Source organism: Microbacterium cucumeris, from assembly GCF_058349845.2.
Window position 1 is genome coordinate 737,584 of the sequence record NZ_JBYRIZ020000001.1, and the last position, 19,571, is coordinate 757,154.

Genomic DNA, 19,571 nt, shown 5'->3' on the forward strand with positions numbered 1-19,571 from the left:
TCATTCCCCGTTCACGCGGTCGTCGCACGCCCGTGCCGCGGTGGCGCTGACATGTCCCCATGCACCTGTCTGTCATCGGATGCGGGTACCTCGGAGCCGTCCACGCCGCAGCGATGGCCTCGATCGGACACGAGGTCGTCGGCGTCGACGTGGATGCCGGCAAGATCGCAGCGCTCGGCACCGGACGCGCCCCCTTCTTCGAGCCTGGACTCGACGAGCTGCTGGCCACGGGCCTGGCCACCGGACGCCTGCGGTTCACGACCGACGTGGCCGAAGCGGCCGACGCGGACATCCACTTCCTCGCCGTCGGCACGCCTCAGCCCGCCGGCGGGCACGCCGCGGACCTGCGCTTCGTGGATGCCGCGATCGACGCTCTCCTCCCGCATCTGCGACCCGGTCGACTCGTCGCCGGCAAGTCGACCGTTCCGGTCGGGACGGCCGATCGCATCGCAGAACGACTCTTCCCGACCGGGGCCGTCCTGGCCTGGAATCCGGAGTTCCTCCGCGAGGGCTGGGCGGTGCACGACACGATCACCCCCGACCGGATCGTGGTGGGGGTGCCCGACGGCGCCCGCGGCGAGCGCGCCGCAGACCTGTTGAGGGCGGCGTACGCGCCGGCGATCGAGGCGGACACGCCGTTCCTCGTGACCGACCTGGCCACCGCCGAGCTCGTCAAGGGAGCGGCCAACGCCTTCCTCGCGACCAAGGTGTCGTTCATCAATGCGATGGCCGAGATCGCGGAGGCTACCGGCGCCGACGTCACCCTGCTCGCCGACGCGCTGGGGCACGACACCCGCATCGGCCGACGCTACCTCGGCAGCGGGATCGGATTCGGCGGGGGCTGCCTGCCCAAGGACATCCGGGCCTTCGCTGCGCGCGCGGAGGAGCTGGGCCGCGGCGAGTCGGTGGGCTTCCTGAGGGAGGTCGACGCGATCAACCTGCGTCGGCGCGAGCGCGCCGTGCAGCTCACCGTCGACGCGCTCGGCGGCCGCGCGCACGGGAAGCGCATCGCCGTGCTGGGCGCCGCGTTCAAGCCGTTCAGCGACGACATCCGCGACTCCCCCGCCCTGGAGGTCGCGGTGCGCCTCCGCGGCCTCGGGGCGGACGTCGTCGTGACGGATCCGGCGGCGCTGGACAACGCGCGCGCGGTCCATCCGCAGCTCGAGTACGTCCACGGGCGGGATGACGCGCTGCGCGGTGCGGACGCCGTCGTCCTCGTGACCGAGTGGGACCTGTACCGCCGCGAGATGGACCCACAGTCCGCGGGAGCCCTCGTCGCACAGCGGATCATCGTCGACGGGCGCAACTGCTTGGACGCCGACGCCTGGAGGTCGGCCGGCTGGCGCTACCACGGCATGGGGCGCCGCTGACCCGGCGGCGCGACCCGGACCCGGCCTCAGCGCACCGGCGCCTCACGCAGATTCGAGGACCGGCCGATGTAGACGTAGTCGTCGTGCTTCGCGACGCGACCGTCGCCCGCCACCCGACCGCGCAGGCGCCGCCATGCCCACGGCAGCGCATGCTCGCGCCACCAGGCGACACGGGTCGCCGCATCCGCATCGTGCAGCACGGCGTCCAGCGCGCCCAGCGTCTCGGCGTGCGGAACGTCCAGCACCTCGCCGGCGCGATAGGCGAGGAACCGGTGCCCACGGCTTCCGAGGTGCACGAGATCCTCGCCCCAGTTCGAACGATCCGCCAGCGAGGGGTGCAGATCGGTGTCCAGGAGCATGGCGCCGGTGCGCTCCGCGATCGCGGCTAGGTGCGTGGCGAACGCTGCGAAGCGGCGCGCGAACATCCCGGCCGCGCGCCGGTCGGGCAGGAACGGAGTCACCAGGAGGACGTCGGCACCGTCCTCCCGCAGCGTGCGCACGGCGTCCTCGAGCTGCGCGGCCAGGGCCGCGGCATCCGCGTGCGAGCGCACCAGGTCGTTGGCGCCGATGAGGATCGAGACGAGATCGGGGCGGAGCTCGCGAGCCCGCTGGAGCTGCTCCGCGCAGACGTCCGCGACGCGGCGCGAACGGACGGCGAGGTTGGCGTAGTGCAGTCCCCCGCGTGCGGCCAGCAGCAGCGCGAGCCGGTCGGCCCATCCCCGCAGAGCGCCATCCGGTGCGGGATCGCACAACCCCTCGGTGAGGGAGTCGCCGAGGGCGACGTAGCGGCTCCACCGCCTGCCCGGGTACGTGCGGACCGGTTCGGGGCGGATCATCCGCGGCGAGCGCAGCGAGCGATCCACGCGGTGCAGGGTGCGCGCCTCCTCGAAATGGCCGAGCAGCTGCCCGCACACCGCCTCCCAGCTGCGCCCCTCGACCGCAGCGCGTCCGGCCGCCCCGAACGCGCGGCGCTTGCGCGGGTCGCCGACGAGATCGGTCACCCGCATACGCAGATCGTCGAGATCTCCGGGACGGTAGAGCCAGCCGTCGACGCCCATCCGAACGAGATCCAGAGGACCTCCGCTGCCCGTCGCCACGATCGGCACACCGCTGGCGTGCGCCTCCTGCAGGGTCTGCCCGAAGGTCTCGCTCTCACCGGGGTGCACGAACACGTCGAATGACGCCATCGCCACGGCGAGGTCGTCTCCGCCCAGGTGCCCGAAGAACTCGGCGTGCGGCAGGACCGTCTCGAGCCGGCCTCTGGCCGGACCGTCGCCGACGATCACCAGACGGACGCCGGGGATCCCCTGCAGGACGCGGAGGTCTTCGACCTGCTTCTCGGCGGCGAGCCGGCCGACGTATCCCACGATCACGTCCCCCGCGCCCGCCCCGCGTCGTGCGCGCCGCTGCGGCGTGAACCGCTCGGCGTCGACTCCGCGGCCCCAGCGGCGGATCCGGTCGATGCCCAGCGCCTCGAGCTGCCGTTCGGACTCCGAGGACGGTGCGAGCGTCAAGGTGGCACGACGATGCAGCCGGACGATGTGGTTCTGCGCGAACGTCGTCGTCGCCGCGAGCCGGTAGCGCTCGGTGTAGGCCGCGACATCCGTCTGGTAGGCCGCGACCGCGGGCACGTCGAGACGGGCGGCCGCCAGGGCGCCGCGCCAGCCGAGCGCGAACGGCGAGGCGAGATGGACGACGTCCGGCCGGAACCGGCGCAGCGACTCGGCCACCCGATGCGCCGTGACGGCACCCACGCGGACGTTCCGGTATCCGGGCAGGGCGAGGCTCGGCACGGGTTCGATCGCGGCGGCATGGACCGAGGACGGGATGCCGACGGCATCCGGAGCGATCACGTGGGCATCGTGCCCCGAACGCTCGAGGTGACGGAGGATCTGCAGGACAGAGCCCGTCACACCGTTCATGTGCGGCAGAAAGGATTCGGTCACGATCGCGACTCTCACGGTGCCAGGATGCCGCCCCGGCGGCACCCGATCCGGCGCCGGCCCGCGGCATCCCTCAGAGTTCACCCGTTGCACGACTGCCCTTCACCCGCTATCCCCGATTCGGTTCCCGTTCACCTCCGATCGCGAGAGTGGACGGGTGATCACGGAAGACGTCGCCGGCCTCGTCACCGGGCCCTGGGCGCTCGCGATCATGGCGTTGCTGGTCCTGGGCGACGCCTTCTTCGTCGTGGTGCCGGGTGAGATCGCGGTCACGGCCCTGGGAGCCCTCGCCATCTCGACCGGGGCGCCGTCGCTGTGGGCCGTCATCGCATGCGCCGCCGTCGCGGCCGCGTGCGGTGATCTGCTCTGCTACGCGATCGGGCGGTGGGCCGGCACCGGCCGCTGGCGCTGGATGCGCGCGCGGCGCATCCAGCAGGCCCAGCGGTGGGCGCGGAATCGGCTGGAGTCCGGAACCGCGGTCGTGCTGTTCACCGGGCGGTTCATCCCGTTCGCACGACTGGCGATCAACCTCGTGGCCGGGGCCACGCGGATCCCGCTGCCGCGCTACGGCGCACTCGTGGTGCTCGCCGCGACCGGGTGGGCGGCGTATCAGGCCGCGATCGGCGCGGTCATCGCGGCGATCTTTCCCGGCGGGCCCGTCGTCGCGATCGCCGTCTCTGTGGCGACGGCCGTCGCGCTGGGCGCGCTGATCGACCTGCTGCTGCGCCGGAAGGCGCGGAGGGCGCCCTCGCCTTCGACGCCGGCATCCGACTAGGCTGACCGCATGAGCACGGCAGACGACGCGGTCTCGTCCTCAGACGAGATGAAGCGCAAGTTCAAGGAAGCGCTCGAGAAGAAGAACGCGCAGCAGCGCCAGGGCGAGGCCCACCTGGACGGCGATTCCGCCATCCACGGGACGCACGCCGCCCAGACGCACCGCGAGTTCCGACGCAAGAGCGGTTGACCGCACAGAAGGCCGCCCCCTGCGGGGCGGCCTTCATCCTGCCCGCTTCACTCTCCGGCCAGGCCTCCCAGCAGATGGCCGAACGAGCGGCCCTCGCCGAGATACGTGGCCGGGTCGAACGGATCCCCGGGGTCGGCGGCTTCGCGCCGGGAGATCGCGTCGGCCAGCTCCTTCGCCCCCTTCTCCACCCGCTTGGCGAGCGGTGCTACGTCGTCGCCCGCGCCGCCCCAGTCACTGGAGGCCGCGAACACACCCGTCGAGACCGGCTCGGCGTGCAGATAGGCGAACAGCGGCCGGATGGCGTAGTCGATCGCCAGCGAATGCCGAGCCGTTCCGGCGTTCGCCCCGATCAGGACCGGCTTGCCGGTGAGCGAATCCGGATCGAGCACGTCGATGAACGACTTGAACAGGCCCGAGTAGCTGGTCGAGAAGATCGGTGTCACGGCGATCAGAGCGTCGGCGGAGACCACGGTGTTGATCGCCGTCTCCAGCGCGGGAGGGGCGAACCCCGTGAGCAGGTTGTTCGTGATGTCGTGTGCGATCTCGCGCAGCTCGATGACGTCGATGCTGACGTCGACGCCCTGCTCGGTCAGCAGCCGCGCGGTCTCGGCGGCGAGCCGATCCGCGAGCATGCGGGTCGATGACGGATTCGAGAGTCCTGCAGAGACGACGGCGATGCGACGCGTGGTCATCTCAGACCTCCTTCCGGCCGAGCCCGAATGCTGCACCGGCGGGCTCCGGGGTGTCCTGGTACGGGGATCCTGCGGTGAGGTTGTCGCCCCGATTCGCTCCGGGACGCGCCTCGCGCGCCGGTCCGTCGCCGAAGGCCGCCCTGACGAGGGATGCGTGCGTCGGAGCATCCGGAACGGTCGCCGGACGGTCCTTTGCCAGTTCCCGGCGCAGTGCCGGAACGACCTCTCCTCCGAGGATGTCGAGCTGCTCGAGGACGGTCTTCAGCGGCAGCCCGGCGTGATCGACGAGGAACAGCTGCCGCTGGTAGTCGCCGAATGTCTCGCGCATGCCGGCGTAGCGGTCGATGACCTGCTGCGGCGAGCCGACGGTCAGCGGCGTCATCTCGGTGAAGTCCTCCATGCTGGGGCCGTGACCGTATACGGGCGCGTTGTCGAAGTACGGCCGGAACTCGTTCACGGCGTCCTGCGAGTTCGCGCGCATGAAGACCTGTCCGCCGAGGCCTACGATCGCCGTCTCGGGGCTGCCGTGTCCGTAGTGCTCCCACCGCTGGCGGTACAGCTCGATGAGGCGCTGGTAGTGCTCCTTCGGCCAGAAGATGTTGTTCGCGAAGAACCCGTCCCCGTAGTAGGCCGCCTGCTCGGCGATCTCCGGCGTGCGGATCGACCCGTGCCACACGAAGGGCGCCACGCCGTCGAGCGGACGCGGAGTCGAGGTGAAGCCCTGCAGCGGCGTGCGGAACTTCCCCTCCCAGTCGACGACGTCCTCGCGCCACAGCCGGTGCAGCAGGTTGTACGACTCGATGGCGAGCGGGAGGCCCTGACGGATGTCCTTGCCGAACCAGGGGTACACCGGGCCGGTGTTTCCGCGGCCGAGCATGATGTCGGTGCGCCCGTCGGACACGTGCTGCAGCATCGCGAAGTCCTCGGCGATCTTGACCGGGTCGTTCGTCGTGATGAGCGTGGTCGACGTCGAGAGGATGATCCGCTCGGTCTGGCCGGCGATCGCGGCGAGCGTCGTGGACGGCGACGAGGACCAGAACGGCGGATTGTGGTGCTCGCCGATCGCGTAGACGTCGAGGCCCACCTCTTCGACGTGCTTGGCGATCGTGATGGCGTCCTTGATCTTCTGCGCCTCGCTCGGGGTCTCTCCCGTGACGGGGTTCTGCGTGATGTCGCTGACGCTGAAGATGCCGAACTGCATCCCCGCTGTGGCGGTCTGCTCGCTCATGTGATGCTCCGTGTTCTCCGGAACGGATGCTGTGGCATCCGCTTCTATTCATCTGAATGTATCTGTGACAACGCGCCGGGCACAACTTTATTCCCCGCCGGTTCCCGTACCCTCGGAGGATGAGCAGTGCCGCGCAGACGCCGACCGGCCCCGAGACCGGATCGATCCCGCGGCCCCGGCGCCGGGTCCCGTTCTGGGACAACGCCCGTTACGCCTGCATCGTGCTCGTGGTCCTGGGACACGCGATCCAGCGCCTCACCTACGACTCCGACATCGCGATGGCGCTGTACCTGTCGTTCTACGCCTTCCACATGCCGGCGTTCGCGATCATCGCGGGGTACTTCTCGAAGTCCGCTCCACCCACCAGGCGCCAGATGGCGCGGATCGTCACCGACATCCTCGTGCCCTACGTCGTCTTCGAACTGCTCTGGACGCTGACCAAGTGGCTCGTCGAGGGCCAGGCGACCCCGAACCTCACGCAGCCGTCCTGGACGCTGTGGTTCCTGCTGGCGCTCGGCATCTTCCGCCTCGTGCTGCCGTACCTCGCGCTGCTGCGCTGGCCCGTGCTGTGGTCGCTGCTGATCTCGATCGGCGCCGGATACCTGCCCAACGTCGACAGCACCTTCTCGCTGTCGCGCACGCTGGGGTTCCTGCCCTTCTTCGTGCTCGGGTGGTGGCTGCGCGAGCACGACCTCGTCGCGCGCTTCCGGCTCATCGACTTCCGCCCGTGGTGGCTCAGGGCGATCGCCGTGGTGGTCTTCGCGGTGGACGGCTTCTTGGCCTGGAACTGGGTCGAGCTCTGGTCCAGCATCGACCTGGACAAGTGGTTCTTCTACGTCGACTCCTACTCGGACCTCGGCAGCGATGAGTGGTGGTCGGGCGCCGTGCGACTGGCGCTGATCGCGATCGGACTGATGCTGAGCGCGGCGTTCTTCGTCCTCATCCCCCGGCGGACGACCTGGTGGACGCGGTTCGGCCAGTACACGATGTACGTCTACCTGCTCCACTCCTTCGTGCTCTACCCGTTCCGCGAGTCCGGCATCCTGCGCAACGCCGAGCCGACCTGGCTGTGGCTGCCCAGCGTCATCCTGCTGTCCGTCGCGATCGCGGTCGTGCTGGCGACCAAGCCCGTCCGCTGGCTGTTCCGCCCGCTGGTCGAACCGCGCCCCGCGTGGCTGTTCGCGGACCGATCTCTGGTCCCGAAGCCCGGACGGCGCAACGACCCGACCGGGTCGAGGCGGCCGCGCGAGTGATTCGGAGCGGTCGGTAACGCGGCGCAACACGGCTCGCCGAGCACGAGGACTCGTCCTAGCCTCGGGTCATGGCAGACCTGAACCTTCCGATCCTCGACCTGTCCCGCCTGGATGCCGGGCCCGAGGCCGCAGCGCAGTTCCTCGAGGACCTGCGCGCGGCGACGCACGACGTCGGCTTCTTCTACCTCACCGGCACCGGCGTCTCCGCGGACCTCACAGCGCGCCTGCACCGCGCGGCCCTGGACTTCTTCGCGCTGCCGGAGGAGGACAAGCTCGCGATCGAGAACGTCAAGAGCCCGCACTTCCGCGGGTACACCCGCATCGGCGGCGAGCGCACGCAGGGAGAGGTCGACTGGCGCGAGCAGATCGACATCGGCCCGGAGCGCGAAGCGGTCGACGGCGGGCCGGCGTTCAACCGCCTGATCGGCCCGAACCTCTGGCCCGCCGCACAGCCCGAGCTCCGCGAGGTCGTGACGGAATGGCATGCCCGTCTCAGCGACGTGGCCCGCCGCCTGCTGCGCGCCTGGGCGCTGTCCCTCGGCGCGGAGGAGGACTACTTCGAATCCAACTTCGGAGAGCCCTCGACCCTCATCAAGATCGTCCGCTACCCCGGGACGACCGAACCGGAGCCGCAGCAGGGCGTCGGGGCGCACAAGGACTCGGGCGTGCTGACCCTGCTCTGGGTCGAGCCGGGCAAGGGCGGCCTGCAGGTCGAACGCGACGGGACCTGGGTCGCCGCTCCCCCGGTGGACGGCGCCTTCGTCGTCAACATCGGCGAACTGCTGGAGTACGCGACGGACGGATACCTGAAGGCCACGAACCACCGCGTGATCTCGCCGAAGGCCCCTGACGAGCGGATCTCCGTGCCGTTCTTCTTCAATCCGGCTCTCGACCGGAAGCTGCCGCTGATCGACCTCCCCGCCGATCTCGCCGCCCAGGCCCGTGGAGTGACGCAGGACCCGAAGAACCCGATCCACAGCCTGTACGGGGAGAACGCCCTGAAGTCCCGCCTGCGGGCCCACCCCGACGTCGCGGCGCTGCATCACCCGGATCTCGTGGGCGCGAGCGCCTGAACGACGACGAGGCGTCCGTCCCGCGCGTCGGGGACGGACGCCTCGTGCGCGCGCCGCGTCAGGCCGCGGGCTCCTCGTGATCGGTCGGCGTGTGGATGATGTCGAAGTAGACCTCGGTGTTCTCCGGGTCGGGGAACACGCGGTAGGTGAACTCGTCCTCGGTCAGGGTGACGATGTCCGAGTCGCGCTCGAACAGCACCTCCCCGGCATCGTCCTTCGCCACGATGTGGCGCGTCGCGCCGTCGGGCGTGACGGTCCAGTCGCCCTGCATCTTCTGGGTGTCGTCGAGGTTGTACATCGTGAAGGTGCCACCGTCGTCGAAGTACGCCCAGCCGACGAACATGCTGACGTTCTCGTCGTCCAGTGGGACATCCGCTCCCGACGCGTCGGTCGCGCCGGTCGTCTCCCACGCCGTGGAGGCCAGCACGTCCGACGGGGTCGGCGTCGAGGCCTCCTCCGAGGCCGCGGCGGAATCGGCCGTGGCGTCCGTCTGGCCGGTCGCTCCGGCGTTGCATCCAGCGAGCACGCCGAGGGCGATGAGCGCGGACGCGGCGATCGAGACCGTCTTCGTGGAGGTCTTGAGCTTCATGGGAGTGTCCTCTCTGGTGATTGCGTTCCGGCGTGCGCGTCGAGCATCCGCCGTCTTCTCCATGCTTCGCGGTCGGGGCGCGCCGGTCATCGCCCGACGGGTCGGAAACGGATAGCCGATCGGATGACGCGCACGATGGCCGGTCGGTGCGAGGCTGTCCATCACCCCGGCGAAAGGCTCTGCATGCCCCTCCTCCCCTCACGACCACGAGTCCGACGGCTGCGGGCGCGCCTCGCTTTCGCGGCAACCGCCCTCGCCCTCACCGCCCTGTCCACGACCGCGTGCTCTGCGGACGGTGCCGGGGCGACGGATGCCGGCACCGCCGCCCTGTGGCAGGCCGTCGAGAACGGCGACCCTGCGGCGGTCCGCGACGCGCTCGAGGCCGGCGCCGACCTGGAGTCGCGCGGCGAAGGAGAGGCGACGCCGCTCGTCGCGGCCACGAAGGCGGGTCGCACCGAGATCGCGCTGATGCTGCTGGATGCCGGAGCCGACCCGGATGCGAAGGACGGGATCGAGGACTCGGCGTTCCTGTACGCGGGAGCCGAGGGCCTCGACGAGATCCTGACGGCGACGCTGCGGCACGGCGCGGACGTCACGAGCACGAACCGCTTCGGAGGGACCGCGCTCATCCCGGCGAGCGAGCACGGCCACGTCTCGACGGTGCGGATCCTCATCGAGGCCGGGGTCCCGCTCGACCACGTCAACGATCTGGGCTGGACGGCCCTCCACGAGGCGATCGTGCTCGGCACCGGCTCGGCGGACCACATCGAGACCGTCCGACTGCTGCTCGAGGCGGGAGCCGATCCGACGTTCCCCGACGGGGGCGGCTCGCTCCCTCGGGATCTCGCGGCCGCCGCGGGTCAGGACGAGATCGTGGCGCTCCTCGACGCCGCCTCCTGAAGACCCCGCGTACGACGAAGGCCTCCCCGCACCGGCGGGGAGGCCTTCTCAAGAATGTTCTGCGCGATTGAACGCTGGGACGCGGTGCGTTATCGGCGGAGTCCCAGGCGCTGGATCAGCGAGCGGTAGCGCTCGATGTCCACGCTCTGGAGGTAGCCGAGCAGACGACGGCGCTGACCGACAAGCAGGAACAGGCCACGACGCGAGTGGTGGTCGTGCTTGTGCTCCTTCAGGTGCTCGGTGAGGTCCTTGATGCGCTGCGTCAACATCGCGGCCTGCACCTCGGGGGATCCGGTGTCACCGGGGTGCGTCGCGTACTCTTCGATGATCGCCTTCTTGACGTCTGCTTCCAGTGCCATAGATTCGATCCCCTCTCTGCTTGTTGCGCGGCGCCCGACGCCTGATGCGTGGGCTCTCTTTATCCGCGGCCGATCGAACGGCAACTGAAAGAGTCTACCAGTCCGCGGCCGCGCTCCGGCACATCTCCCGACCGATAGCCTCGGGGAGTGTCCTCCGCGCTGATCGATCTCCGTCCGTTCCGCGCGAGCGGCGCCTTCACGCGGATGTGGATCGGCTCGACGCTCGCCGGGCTCGGCGGCCAGCTCACGATCGTCACGGTGATGCTGCACGTGTTCGACCTGACGCACAGCACGTTCGCGGTCTCCATGATCGCAGTGGCGGGACTGCTGCCGATGATCCTCGCGGGCCTCTACGGCGGCATGCTCGCCGACGCGTTCGACCGGCGGCTGGTCGCTCTGGTCGCCGCCGTCATCGGCTTCCTCTCCACGGCGCTGCTGGCCCTGCTCACCTGGACGCACCTCGAGACGATCTGGTGGCTGTACGCGCTCAGCATCATCAACTCCGCGGCCAGCTCGGTCGGCATGGCCACGCGCACCGCGATCGTGCCGAGACTGCTCCCGCGCGACCTGCTGGCCGCGGCATCCGCCCTCAACGGGGTCACGCTCGGACTCATGGTGATGGTCGGACCGGCGCTGGCCGGGGTCCTGGTGGCGACGACGGGCTACGGCTGGACGTACACGATCGACGTCGCCCTGATGCTGGCCATGTTCCTGGGTCTGTGGACCCTGCCCGCCCTGCGCCCGGAGGGGCCGGTCGTCCGCCCCGGCCTGGAGTCGCTCGTGGACGGCTGGCGATTCCTCAAGCGCGCCGGCAACATCCGGATGCAGTACCTGCTGGACATCATCGCGATGACGTTCGGGCAGCCGCTCGCCCTGTTCCCCGCTCTCGGGACGGTGCTGCTCGGTGGAGGCGCCGTCACCACCGGAGCGCTGACGGCCGCGGTGGCAGCCGGGACCTTCCTGTCCAGCCTGTTCTCCGGACGCATCGTGCGCTATCGCTGGCACGGGCGCGGCATCGAGCGCGCGATCCAGGCCTACGGCGCGTCGATCCTCGCCTTCGGGGCCGTGCTCCTGATCGGGACGACGCTGCCGCCGGCATCCGAGACGACCCCGCACCTCGTGCTCATCGCGGCGGCCTGCGTGGCGCTGGCCGCATCGGGCGCGTCCGACAACATCAGCTCGATCTACCGCAACACCATGATGCAGGCTTCCGTGCCCGACGGGATCCGCGGACGTCTCCAGGGCATCTTCATCGTCGTGGTCGCGGGCGGACCCCGCATCGGGGCGCTCTACGCCGGCACCCTCGCGACCCTGACCGCGCTGTGGTTCCCGCCGCTGCTCGGCGGCATCCTGGTGATCGTCCTCGTCGCGCTCCTCGCTCGTGCGCACCCGCGTTTCCGCGCCTACGACGCCGAGAACCCCGAACCCTGACGGGCCCGGGGTTCTCGTGCGACGCGGCGGGTCAGTCCTGCTGGAGCGCGCCCTGCAGGTCGAGGTTGATCGTGATGTCCTTGCCGACGAGGACGCCGCCGGTCTCGAGCGCGGCGTTCCACGTCAGGCCGAAGTCCTCGCGGTTGATCGTGGTGGATGCCGAGGCGCCCGCCTTGTAGTTGCCCCACGGGTCCTGGCCGAAGCCCCCGAAGTCGAACGCGAAGCTGACCGGCTTGGTGATGCCGCGGATGGTGAGATCGCCGTCGACGAAGAAGTCGCCGTCCTCGACGCGCGCGCCGGTGGAGACGAATTCCATGGTGGGGTGGTTCTCGACATCGAAGAAGTCGGCCGAGCGCAGGTGGGTGTCGCGGCCCTCGTCCTTGGTGTCGACCGAGTTCACGTCGACGCTGGCCGTCACGGTGGCCTCGAGCGGGTTCTCCGGGGCGATGAGGGTGGCGCTCTTCACACCGAAGGTGCCTCGCACCTTCGAGATCATCATGTGGCGGACGCTGAAGGTCACCTCGCTGTGAGCGGGGTCCAGGGTCCATGTGCCTGCACGGTAGCCGGGGATGTCGATGGTGGTCATGTGTTCTCCTCGAGGAATCGGGCCGCTGCCGCGGCGTCGATAAAGCGTAACTCGTATGCGCGTGAATGTATTCCGAACAGATCGTGACGCGAGGAAGGCCTCCACCCCGATCGGGATGGAGGCCTTCGCGCATCACCGGATCAGCCGACGGCGACGAGGTCGATGATGAAGATCAGGGTCTTCCCGGAGAGGAAGTGCCCGGCTCCGGCCGGGCCATAGGCGAGGTGCGGAGGGATCACGAGCTCGCGGCGTCCGCCGACCTTCATGCCGGGAATGCCGTCCTGCCAGCCCTGGATGAGGCCGCGCAGCGGGAACTGGATGGTCTCCCCGCGCCCCCAGGACGAGTCGAACTCCTCGCCGGAGTCGAACTCCACGCCGGCGTAGTGCACGGTCACGGTGTCGCCGGGCTTCGCCTCGGCGCCGTCGCCTTCGATGATGTCGCGGATGACGAGCTCCGCGGGAGCAGGACCGGTGGGGGCGTCGAATTCAGGCTTCGTACGATCAGTCATGTCTCCATCCAACCCGAGGCTCCCGCGAGGGTCAACGCACCGGGACCTGCCCACAGCGAACAACGTCGCGGCCCGGGGTCTTGACAGCCGTGCGCGACGGGTGCACCCTGGTCTCAGATCAACTCAGCGCCCGGGAGACATGCAGGCATCGCCGCAGCACCGGGCGCTGAGTCTTGCTACCAGCGGTTCAGTACGCGAGCAGCGCCGCGCGGGCCGCCCTCGTGCGCATCAACAGCGCCCGCTCGTCCTCCGCGGCATGCACGTCGCGTCCCGCGATGGCGCGCTGACGCACGGCGGCGAGCGCCGTCGCATCCTTGATGAACCCGCGCATGATCGGGCGCCGATCGCCCCGCAGAGTCGCCGCCCAGCGCAGGCCGACCTTTCGTCCGGCCGGAGTCGCCAGCATGTCCACCTCCTGCGGCGTGAACCAGCCCGCCGCAGCGTACTCGGACAGCCTCTCGCGCGTGAGCCGCGCCTCCTCCCGCTTGAGGGCGACGATCCCGAGGACGAAGCCGATGAACAGCGGGATCTGCAACGTGACGTACAGCAGGAAGAAGTTGGCGAACGTGGCTGAGCCGTTCCAAAAGCCGTGCAGCAGGATCGCACCGACGAGCCCAACGGCCCCTGCGCCCAGCGCGCCGCCCGCGGACGCGCCACGACGCGCGGCGAGTCCGATCGCGAAACCGGTCAGGGCGGTGAACATCGCGTGGGCGAACGGCGACATGAGCCCTCGCAGCACGAAGGTCACGGTCAGCTGTTCTCCCCCGCCCTCGATCAGGCTGATCGCGAAGTACTGGATGTTCTCCGTGAACGCGAAGCCGGCACCGACCAGCGCCCCGTAGACGATGCCGTCGACCGGGCCGTCGAACGTGCGACGGGCCATGAGGAAGATGAGGAACACGCCGAGCCCCTTGAACACCTCCTCCACGATCGGCGCCTGCAGGACGGCGGACGCATCGACATCGCGTGCGCCGAACAGCACGGTCAGTCCGACGTCGACGAGCAGCGTCAGGCCGACCGCTGCGATCGCTCCCCAGGCGATCGCGAAGAACACGATGCGCTTCGGCTCGGGCTCCCAGCGGTCGATGAGCCGGACTCCGAAGAACACGATCGAAAGGGGAACCAGCGCCAGCACGAGACCGATGACGGAAGCCACGGACCCGAGCGCCCACACGAAGTACCCGGCGAGCGCGATCAGCAGGAAGCCGAGCACCGCGAACAACCAGATCGAGACCGTGCGCCCCTTCTTGACGGGCATGGGAAGCTCCGGGATGGCCGGGGCCGGTGACGGCGCGGCCGGCGCCGAGGGAGGCGTGTACACCGCAGGCTGCGCGAGCGCGGACGCGTACACGGGCCGCGCGAAGGCCGCCGGCGTGTACTGCGGCTGCTGCGGCGGTGCGTACAGCGGCTGCGGCGGCGCCGGCTGAGGGACCCGGTGCGCCGGCGGCGGGACCTGCGGCGCCGGCGGGGTGTACTGCGGCTGCGGCGGCGGGGGCGTGTACGGCTGCTGCGGGTGCTCGGATCCTCCGGAGGTCATAGGACGAGCCTAGAGCCACTGCCGCTCGTCTCCCCCGGACATCCGGGTAGCGTAGGAGCATGCGATTCGCCCACCTGGTGCGTTCCGACTCGCCCGATGCCGTGCTCGCGGTCATCGACCGCGCGGACGCGATCCTCGTCTCCGACCTGATCGATCAGGCCCCCGCGACGCTGCAGCATCTGATCGATGCCGGCGACGCGGCGCTGGATGCCGTGCGCGTCGCCCTCGCGCAGGGCACCGCCCCGCGGCATCCGGTCTCCGAGGCCGTCTGGGCGTCGGCCGTCCTCGCACCTCCCGTCGTCCTGGCCGTCGGGCTCAACTACGCCGCCCACTCCAGCGAGCTCGGCCTCAAGACCGACACCGCCCCCACCGTGTTCACGCTGTGGCCGAACTCCCTGACCGGACACGAACAGACCACCTCCTGGCCGCGCGTTCTCAGCGAATCCGTCGACTACGAGGCCGAGCTCGGCGTGATCATCGGCACGCCGGCGAAGGACGTCTCCGTCGAGGACGCCCTGGACCACGTCTGGGGCTACACCGTCGTCAACGACATCACGGCGAGGGACATCCAGTTCGCCGAGGCGCAGTGGTCACGCTGCAAGTCCTTCGACGGGTTCACCCCCACCGGCCCCGTCGTCGTCACCGCCGACGAGGTCGCCGATCCGCAGGACCTGCACATCTGGACCGTCGTCGACGGCCACACCGTCCAGGACGCGTCGACGGGACAGATGGTGCGCTCGGTCGCGAAGCTCATCTCCCACCTGTCGCAGTCGATCACGCTGCTGCCCGGCACGCTCATCTCCACGGGCAGCCCCGGCGGCGCCGGCTACTCGCGGGACCCGCAGATCTTCCTCCGCGACCGCTCGACCGTCACGGTCGGCATCGACGGCATCGGCGAGCTGACGACGCACTGCCGCATCCACGGCTGAGCATCGGGTCCGGGGTCATTCCTTCACGATCGGGATCGCCTGCGTGACGGCCTCCAGGCCAGACAGCCGCGCCGGCGAGAGCTGCTTGGTGACCTCGTCGCGCGTCATGAGCTCGGCCTCGACGACGAGGTCGGCCACATTGCGGTTCGTCAGCAGGGCCGTCTTGGCGAGCGCGGCCGCCGCCGCGTAGCCGATGAAGGGCGTGAGCGCCGTGATGACACCGACCGACGCGCCCACCATGGCGCCCAGGCGATCGGAGTTCGCGGTGATGCCGTCGACACAGTTCACACGCAGCGTCCACATCGCCTGGCGCATCCAGGTGATCGACTGGAAGATCGAGTGCGCGATGACCGGCTCGAACGCGTTCAGCTGCAGCTGCCCGCCCTCGACCGCCATCGTCACCGTGGCGTCGGCGCCCACCACCGAGAACGCGACCTGGTTGACGACCTCGGGGATCACCGGGTTGACCTTCCCCGGCATGATGCTGGAGCCCGCCTGCTTCGCCGGCAGGTTGATCTCGCCGAGACCCGCCTGCGGGCCCGACGACAGCAGCCGCAGGTCGTTGCAGATCTTGGACAGCTTGATCGCGTTGCGCTTGAGGGAGGACGAGAACGACATGAACGCACCCGTGTCGCTCGTGGACTCGACGAGATCGGATGCGGTCTCCAGGTCGAGGCCCGTGATGTCGCGCAGATGCGCGATGACGGCTCGCGCGTAGTCGGGGTGCGTCGTGATGCCGGTCCCGATGGCGGTCGCACCCATGTTGACCTCGTACATGAGCGACGCGTTCTCGGTGAGTCGGCTGTGATCCTCGCCGAGAGTCGTGGCGAAGCCGTGGAACTCCTGGCCGAGCGTCATGGGCACGGCGTCCTGGAGCTGCGTGCGCCCCACCTTCAGGACGTCGTGGAACTCGCCCGCCTTGGCCAGGAACGACCGGCGCAGCAGGTCGAGCTCCTCCAGGAGGGAGCGCAGGTTCAGCGACAGCCCGACCTTGATCGCGGTCGGATACACGTCGTTCGTGGACTGGCTGCGGTTGGTGTGATCGATCGGCGAGAGGAACGCGTAGTCGCCCTTCGGACGGCCGGCCATCTCGAGCGCGATGTTGGTGATCACCTCGTTCGCGTTCATGTTCGTGGACGTGCCCGCGCCGCCCTGGATCACCCCGACCGTGAACTGGTCGTGGAACTCGCCGTCGATCACCCGCTGCGCGGCCGCGTCGATGAGGTCGGCGCGCTCGGCGTCCAGCACGCCGATCTCCTTGTTGGCGCGCGCGCTCGCCTGCTTCACCATCGCGAGGGCCCGGATGAGATCCGGATACACCGAGATCGGCCGCTTGCTGATCGGGAAGTTCGCTCCGGCGCGGGCCGTGTGGATGCCCCAATAGGCATCCGCGGGGATCTCCATGCTGCCGAGCGAATCGCTCTCGGTACGGGTCAGGGCAGGCGCATCAGCGGCCATGTGTCACATCCTCGTGGGTCGTGGCTGGGTGGGAAGCGGGGGATGCTCCCAGTCTAGTCCGCGGCGCTGCGCCACCCCGGCTTGCGCGAGAACGCCTCGAGCCGCTCGGCCGGGGTCAGAGCGGCCATGCGCTCCAGCCACGCCTCCGAGAACGTGTCGGCGGTGGCGGCATCAGTGACCGGCACCACCGTGTGCGTGATGGTGTCCGGGTAGACGTGCACCAGCTGGAACGACTGCGCCGCATCCATCCCGTTGACCTCGGCGGGCGGGCGCGCGACGTTCATGGTGTAGCAGGTCGCCGAAGCGACGCTGACCGGAACGCCCGCGAACGTGCCCTGCGAGGAGTAGTGCAGGTGACCGGCGAGGATGGCGCGGACGTCCGTGCCGCGGATGACGTCCGCCAGTTCGTCCTGATGCCGCAGCTCGAGGATGTCGAACAGCGGGACGTGGCTCGGAAGCGGCGGATGATGCATCGCGAGGACCGTGCCGTGCGGTGCGGGGGTAGCGAGCTGGTCGGCCAGCCAGGACAGCTGCGCGTCGTCCAGATCGCCGTGGTGCCAGCCGGGCACGCTGGTATCCAGCGCGATGAGACGCAGACCGTGCAGATCGCGGACGACCGTGACCGGCTCCTCCGTGGCCGCGGCGTCCAGCAGCTCGCGGCGAAGGACAGGACGCTCGTCGTGGTTGCCGGCCACCCACACGAGTTCGGCACCGAGGCGGGCGGCCACCGGCTCCACGGCATCGCGGAGCCGACGATAGGCGTCCGGTTCGCCGAGGTCGGCGAGATCGCCCGTGATGATGATCGCGTCCGGCGACGGGTGCGCCGACGTGATCGCCTCGAGGGTCCGGTCGAAGGTCTCCGCGACGTCGAAACGGCCGGCGAGCTGCGCACCGCCCGCGAGGAAGTGCGGATCGCTGACGTGGACGAGGGCGTGCGACGCCGGCTGGTGGCGACCGAGGACGTGAGTGCCAGGCATGGCCCCAGCCTACGGCGAGGTCAGTGCCCGATCACGATGATGAGGATGCCGGCGACGACGGCCGCGGCGCACATCACGAAGCAGGCGTAGGCGCCGATCAGCGCCAGCCGCTTCTGGCCGTCCGTGAGTGGACTCTTCTTCGCGGCCTTCGCGGCCTGCTTCTCGGCCCGCTTCAGCTCCTTCTCGCTGATCACGGTGATCGCGTCGGTGAACTCGGCGGGGCTCACGACCGGGGCGTGGCCGCTGCGGACCAGCAGGCGCAGGCCCAGGGCGTAGAAGGTGACGATGGAGGCTGCTCCGATGAGCGCCGCGGCGAAGACCTGCAGGAAGGCCAGCCAGTCGATGGAGATGCTCATTCGCCCTTCTCCTGCTTCGCGTCGCCGTCGGCGGCGAGGGGCTGCTTCTTCTTCGCCTTCGCCTCGGCCTTGGTCTTCGAGTCCGCCTTCGCCTTCGCCTTGGCGTCCGCCTTGGCCTTCTGACGCGCCTTCGCCTCGGCGCGGGCCTGCTCGATGCGCTGCTGGCGGCGCGTCGGTGGCGGAGTGTCGGGCAGCTCGACCGCGTGGCCCGACTCGGCGACATCGCTCATGGCGTTGGCGTGCGTCACCTCGTTGCGCTTGGAGCGCAGGAAGAGTCCGAGGATGATCACGACCGCCAGGACGGCATCGATCGCCACGCCCCACAGGCCCATCCACAGCACGAGCAGCGCCGCGAATGCGCCCACGGCCCCGGCGGCCGGAAGCGTCAGCAGCCATCCGATCGCGATGCGCCCCGCGGTGCGCCAGCGGACGGTGGAACCGCGGCGGCCGAGACCCGAGCCGATGACCGACCCGGAGGCCACCTGCGTCGTCGACAGCGCGAAGCCCAGAGCGCTTGAGGCGAGGATCGTCGCGGCCGTGGAGCTCTCGGCCGAGAAGCCCTGCGCGGGCTTGACCTCGGTGAGGCCCTTGCCGAGGGTCCGGATGATCCGCCAGCCGCCGAGGTAGGTGCCGAGAGCGATCGTGAAGGCGCACGCGACGATGACCCAGAACTCGGGTTCGTGGTGCGCCGCGGACTGCCATCCGATCGTGATCAGCGCGAGCGTGATCACGCCCATCGTCTTCTGCGCGTCGTTCGTGCCGTGCGCCAGCGCCACGAGCGAGGACGTGAAGATCTGCCCCCAGCGGAAGCCGTCGCGGCCGTCCGGCTTGTTGTCGTAGCGGCGTGTGATCGCGTACGCGATCTTCGTCGCGATGAACGCGATGATCCCGGCGGTGAGCGGGGCGATCAGGGCCGGGAGCACGATCTTCGACAGCACCATGCCGAAGTCGATGCCGCCCAGCCCCGCGCCGACGAGCGTCGCGCCGATCAGTCCGCCGAAGAGGGCGTGCGAGGAGCTGGACGGAAGACCCAGGAGCCACGTGAGCATGTTCCAGGTGATGGCGCCGATGAGGCCCGCGAAGATCAGCGCCAGGAAAAGTTCGGCGCCGGACTGCCGGATGGCGTCCTCCTGGATGATGCCGCCGGAGATGGTCTTGGAGACCTCGGTGGACAGGAAGGCGCCGACGAGGTTCAGCACGGCCGCCAGCAGCACGGCGGTCTTGGGCTTGAGGGCACCGGTCGCGATGGGCGTCGCCATCGCGTTCGCGGTGTCGTGGAAGCCGTTCGTGAAGTCGAAGAAGAGTGCCAGCAGGATCACCAGCACGACGATGAGGGCTGCGGTTTCCACCGTTCGCTTTCGGTCGTTCGGGAAGGGAGGTGTCGACGTGATCGACGTGGTGAACGAAGAGTTCACCG

20 protein-coding genes are annotated in these 19,571 nt (G+C 69.8%); 8 read left to right on the forward strand and 12 right to left on the reverse strand.

Features of this window, described 5'->3' with window-relative positions; translation table 11 throughout:
- The first annotated feature begins 59 nt into the window (after positions 1–59).
- The gene (locus AC3RXZ_RS03700; RefSeq protein ID WP_491493199.1) at positions 60–1,370 is read left to right on the forward strand and encodes a UDP-glucose dehydrogenase family protein; all 1,311 of its coding nucleotides are present in this window, start codon (positions 60–62) and stop codon (positions 1,368–1,370) included.
- A 26-nt stretch (positions 1,371–1,396) separates the two neighbouring features.
- Here the strand turns inward: AC3RXZ_RS03700 and AC3RXZ_RS03705 are convergent, their stop codons facing one another.
- Positions 1,397–3,316 carry a GDSL-type esterase/lipase family protein gene (locus tag AC3RXZ_RS03705; protein ID WP_491493200.1) on the reverse strand — a complete coding sequence of 640 codons (1,920 nt, stop codon included), beginning with the start codon at positions 3,314–3,316 and terminating at the stop codon, positions 1,397–1,399.
- A 154-nt stretch (positions 3,317–3,470) separates the two neighbouring features.
- Here AC3RXZ_RS03705 and AC3RXZ_RS03710 point away from each other — a divergent pair, with 154 nt between their 5' ends.
- On the forward strand, positions 3,471–4,088 hold the full coding sequence (locus AC3RXZ_RS03710) for a DedA family protein (protein ID WP_491493201.1): 618 nt from the start codon (positions 3,471–3,473) through the stop codon (positions 4,086–4,088).
- A 9-nt stretch (positions 4,089–4,097) separates the two neighbouring features.
- On the forward strand, positions 4,098–4,277 hold the full coding sequence (locus AC3RXZ_RS03715; RefSeq protein ID WP_243225030.1) for a DUF5302 domain-containing protein: 180 nt from the start codon (positions 4,098–4,100) through the stop codon (positions 4,275–4,277).
- A 47-nt stretch (positions 4,278–4,324) separates the two neighbouring features.
- Here AC3RXZ_RS03715 and AC3RXZ_RS03720 read toward each other — a convergent pair whose 3' ends face one another.
- Entirely contained in the window at positions 4,325–4,969 is a 645-nt protein-coding gene (locus tag AC3RXZ_RS03720; RefSeq protein ID WP_243225029.1) for an FMN reductase, read from the reverse strand.
- A gap of 1 nt (position 4,970) precedes the next feature.
- Positions 4,971–6,170 carry an LLM class flavin-dependent oxidoreductase gene (locus AC3RXZ_RS03725; protein ID WP_374208924.1) on the reverse strand — a complete coding sequence of 400 codons (1,200 nt, stop codon included), beginning with the start codon at positions 6,168–6,170 and terminating at the stop codon, positions 4,971–4,973.
- Between the two features lie 146 nt (positions 6,171–6,316).
- Here AC3RXZ_RS03725 and AC3RXZ_RS03730 point away from each other — a divergent pair, with 146 nt between their 5' ends.
- Positions 6,317–7,450, forward strand: coding sequence for an acyltransferase family protein (locus AC3RXZ_RS03730; RefSeq protein ID WP_491493202.1), 1,134 nt, complete (start codon positions 6,317–6,319; stop codon positions 7,448–7,450).
- Positions 7,451–7,518: 68 nt separating this feature from the next.
- On the forward strand, positions 7,519–8,523 hold the full coding sequence (locus AC3RXZ_RS03735) for an isopenicillin N synthase family dioxygenase (protein WP_491493203.1): 1,005 nt from the start codon (positions 7,519–7,521) through the stop codon (positions 8,521–8,523).
- A 58-nt stretch (positions 8,524–8,581) separates the two neighbouring features.
- On the opposite strand, the gene AC3RXZ_RS03740 is transcribed toward AC3RXZ_RS03735, so the two are convergent.
- Positions 8,582–9,112 (reverse strand): DUF4822 domain-containing protein, encoded by a 531-nt coding sequence (locus tag AC3RXZ_RS03740; protein ID WP_491493204.1) that lies wholly within the window; start codon positions 9,110–9,112, stop codon positions 8,582–8,584.
- A gap of 183 nt (positions 9,113–9,295) precedes the next feature.
- Between AC3RXZ_RS03740 and AC3RXZ_RS03745 the strand changes: the two genes are divergently transcribed.
- A complete protein-coding gene (locus tag AC3RXZ_RS03745) occupies positions 9,296–10,012 on the forward strand; it encodes an ankyrin repeat domain-containing protein (RefSeq protein WP_491493205.1) in 717 nt (238 codons plus the stop codon).
- An 89-nt stretch (positions 10,013–10,101) separates the two neighbouring features.
- On the opposite strand, the gene rpsO is transcribed toward AC3RXZ_RS03745, so the two are convergent.
- Entirely contained in the window at positions 10,102–10,371 is a 270-nt protein-coding gene (gene rpsO, locus AC3RXZ_RS03750) for a 30S ribosomal protein S15 (RefSeq protein ID WP_144795440.1), read from the reverse strand.
- Between the two features lie 204 nt (positions 10,372–10,575).
- Between rpsO and AC3RXZ_RS03755 the strand changes: the two genes are divergently transcribed.
- A complete protein-coding gene (locus tag AC3RXZ_RS03755; protein ID WP_491493500.1) occupies positions 10,576–11,802 on the forward strand; it encodes an MFS transporter in 1,227 nt (408 codons plus the stop codon).
- Positions 11,803–11,833: 31 nt separating this feature from the next.
- On the opposite strand, the gene AC3RXZ_RS03760 is transcribed toward AC3RXZ_RS03755, so the two are convergent.
- The 3 genes from AC3RXZ_RS03760 to AC3RXZ_RS03770 all read right to left on the reverse strand — a co-directional run bounded on the left by AC3RXZ_RS03760 (position 11,834) and on the right by AC3RXZ_RS03770 (position 14,434).
- Positions 11,834–12,388 carry a YceI family protein gene (locus AC3RXZ_RS03760; RefSeq protein ID WP_243225023.1) on the reverse strand — a complete coding sequence of 185 codons (555 nt, stop codon included), beginning with the start codon at positions 12,386–12,388 and terminating at the stop codon, positions 11,834–11,836.
- A gap of 140 nt (positions 12,389–12,528) precedes the next feature.
- Positions 12,529–12,897, reverse strand: coding sequence for an FKBP-type peptidyl-prolyl cis-trans isomerase (locus AC3RXZ_RS03765; protein ID WP_144795442.1), 369 nt, complete (start codon positions 12,895–12,897; stop codon positions 12,529–12,531).
- A gap of 187 nt (positions 12,898–13,084) precedes the next feature.
- On the reverse strand, positions 13,085–14,434 hold the full coding sequence (locus AC3RXZ_RS03770; RefSeq protein ID WP_491493206.1) for a PrsW family intramembrane metalloprotease: 1,350 nt from the start codon (positions 14,432–14,434) through the stop codon (positions 13,085–13,087).
- Positions 14,435–14,493: 59 nt separating this feature from the next.
- On the opposite strand from AC3RXZ_RS03770, the gene AC3RXZ_RS03775 reads away from it, so the two are divergent.
- The gene (locus AC3RXZ_RS03775; protein WP_491493207.1) at positions 14,494–15,363 is read left to right on the forward strand and encodes a fumarylacetoacetate hydrolase family protein; all 870 of its coding nucleotides are present in this window, start codon (positions 14,494–14,496) and stop codon (positions 15,361–15,363) included.
- A 15-nt stretch (positions 15,364–15,378) separates the two neighbouring features.
- Here the strand turns inward: AC3RXZ_RS03775 and AC3RXZ_RS03780 are convergent, their stop codons facing one another.
- Genes AC3RXZ_RS03780 through AC3RXZ_RS03795 form a run of 4 tightly spaced genes read right to left on the reverse strand, consistent with a single transcriptional unit; the run spans position 15,379 to position 19,503 of the window.
- Positions 15,379–16,821: an aspartate ammonia-lyase gene (locus AC3RXZ_RS03780; protein ID WP_491493208.1), complete on the reverse strand. Its 1,443-nt coding sequence runs from the start codon at positions 16,819–16,821 to the stop codon at positions 15,379–15,381.
- Positions 16,822–16,874: 53 nt separating this feature from the next.
- Positions 16,875–17,798, reverse strand: a complete 924-nt coding sequence (locus AC3RXZ_RS03785) for a metallophosphoesterase (protein WP_243225019.1) — start codon at positions 17,796–17,798, stop codon at positions 16,875–16,877.
- 20 nt (positions 17,799–17,818) lie between these two features.
- Complete coding sequence (locus tag AC3RXZ_RS03790; RefSeq protein ID WP_243225018.1) at positions 17,819–18,154, reverse strand: peptidase; 336 nt, start codon at positions 18,152–18,154, stop codon at positions 17,819–17,821.
- Complete coding sequence (locus AC3RXZ_RS03795) at positions 18,151–19,503, reverse strand: inorganic phosphate transporter (protein ID WP_243225017.1); 1,353 nt, start codon at positions 19,501–19,503, stop codon at positions 18,151–18,153. Before AC3RXZ_RS03795 ends, AC3RXZ_RS03790 begins: the two co-directional genes overlap by 4 nt.
- Positions 19,504–19,571: the final 68 nt, after the last annotated feature.

What these genes read in the sequence shown, in the direction of transcription:
- AC3RXZ_RS03745 (WP_491493205.1), top strand. Translation starts at nt 9,296, where the DNA reads ATGCCCCTCCTCCCCTCACGACCACGAGTCCGACGGCTGCGGGCGCGC.
- AC3RXZ_RS03740 (WP_491493204.1), bottom strand. Translation starts at nt 9,112, where the DNA reads ATGAAGCTCAAGACCTCCACGAAGACGGTCTCGATCGCCGCGTCCGCG.
- AC3RXZ_RS03760 (WP_243225023.1), bottom strand. Translation starts at nt 12,388, where the DNA reads ATGACCACCATCGACATCCCCGGCTACCGTGCAGGCACATGGACCCTG.
- AC3RXZ_RS03720 (WP_243225029.1), bottom strand. Translation starts at nt 4,969, where the DNA reads ATGACCACGCGTCGCATCGCCGTCGTCTCTGCAGGACTCTCGAATCCG.
- AC3RXZ_RS03790 (WP_243225018.1), bottom strand. Translation starts at nt 18,154, where the DNA reads ATGAGCATCTCCATCGACTGGCTGGCCTTCCTGCAGGTCTTCGCCGCG.
- AC3RXZ_RS03700 (WP_491493199.1), top strand. Translation starts at nt 60, where the DNA reads ATGCACCTGTCTGTCATCGGATGCGGGTACCTCGGAGCCGTCCACGCC.
- AC3RXZ_RS03765 (WP_144795442.1), bottom strand. Translation starts at nt 12,897, where the DNA reads ATGACTGATCGTACGAAGCCTGAATTCGACGCCCCCACCGGTCCTGCT.
- AC3RXZ_RS03780 (WP_491493208.1), bottom strand. Translation starts at nt 16,821, where the DNA reads ATGGCCGCTGATGCGCCTGCCCTGACCCGTACCGAGAGCGATTCGCTC.
- AC3RXZ_RS03725 (WP_374208924.1), bottom strand. Translation starts at nt 6,170, where the DNA reads ATGCAGTTCGGCATCTTCAGCGTCAGCGACATCACGCAGAACCCCGTC.
- AC3RXZ_RS03730 (WP_491493202.1), top strand. Translation starts at nt 6,317, where the DNA reads ATGAGCAGTGCCGCGCAGACGCCGACCGGCCCCGAGACCGGATCGATC.
- AC3RXZ_RS03775 (WP_491493207.1), top strand. Translation starts at nt 14,494, where the DNA reads ATGCGATTCGCCCACCTGGTGCGTTCCGACTCGCCCGATGCCGTGCTC.
- rpsO (WP_144795440.1), bottom strand. Translation starts at nt 10,371, where the DNA reads ATGGCACTGGAAGCAGACGTCAAGAAGGCGATCATCGAAGAGTACGCG.
- AC3RXZ_RS03785 (WP_243225019.1), bottom strand. Translation starts at nt 17,798, where the DNA reads ATGCCTGGCACTCACGTCCTCGGTCGCCACCAGCCGGCGTCGCACGCC.
- AC3RXZ_RS03715 (WP_243225030.1), top strand. Translation starts at nt 4,098, where the DNA reads ATGAGCACGGCAGACGACGCGGTCTCGTCCTCAGACGAGATGAAGCGC.
- AC3RXZ_RS03755 (WP_491493500.1), top strand. Translation starts at nt 10,576, where the DNA reads ATGTGGATCGGCTCGACGCTCGCCGGGCTCGGCGGCCAGCTCACGATC.
- AC3RXZ_RS03770 (WP_491493206.1), bottom strand. Translation starts at nt 14,434, where the DNA reads ATGACCTCCGGAGGATCCGAGCACCCGCAGCAGCCGTACACGCCCCCG.
- AC3RXZ_RS03735 (WP_491493203.1), top strand. Translation starts at nt 7,519, where the DNA reads ATGGCAGACCTGAACCTTCCGATCCTCGACCTGTCCCGCCTGGATGCC.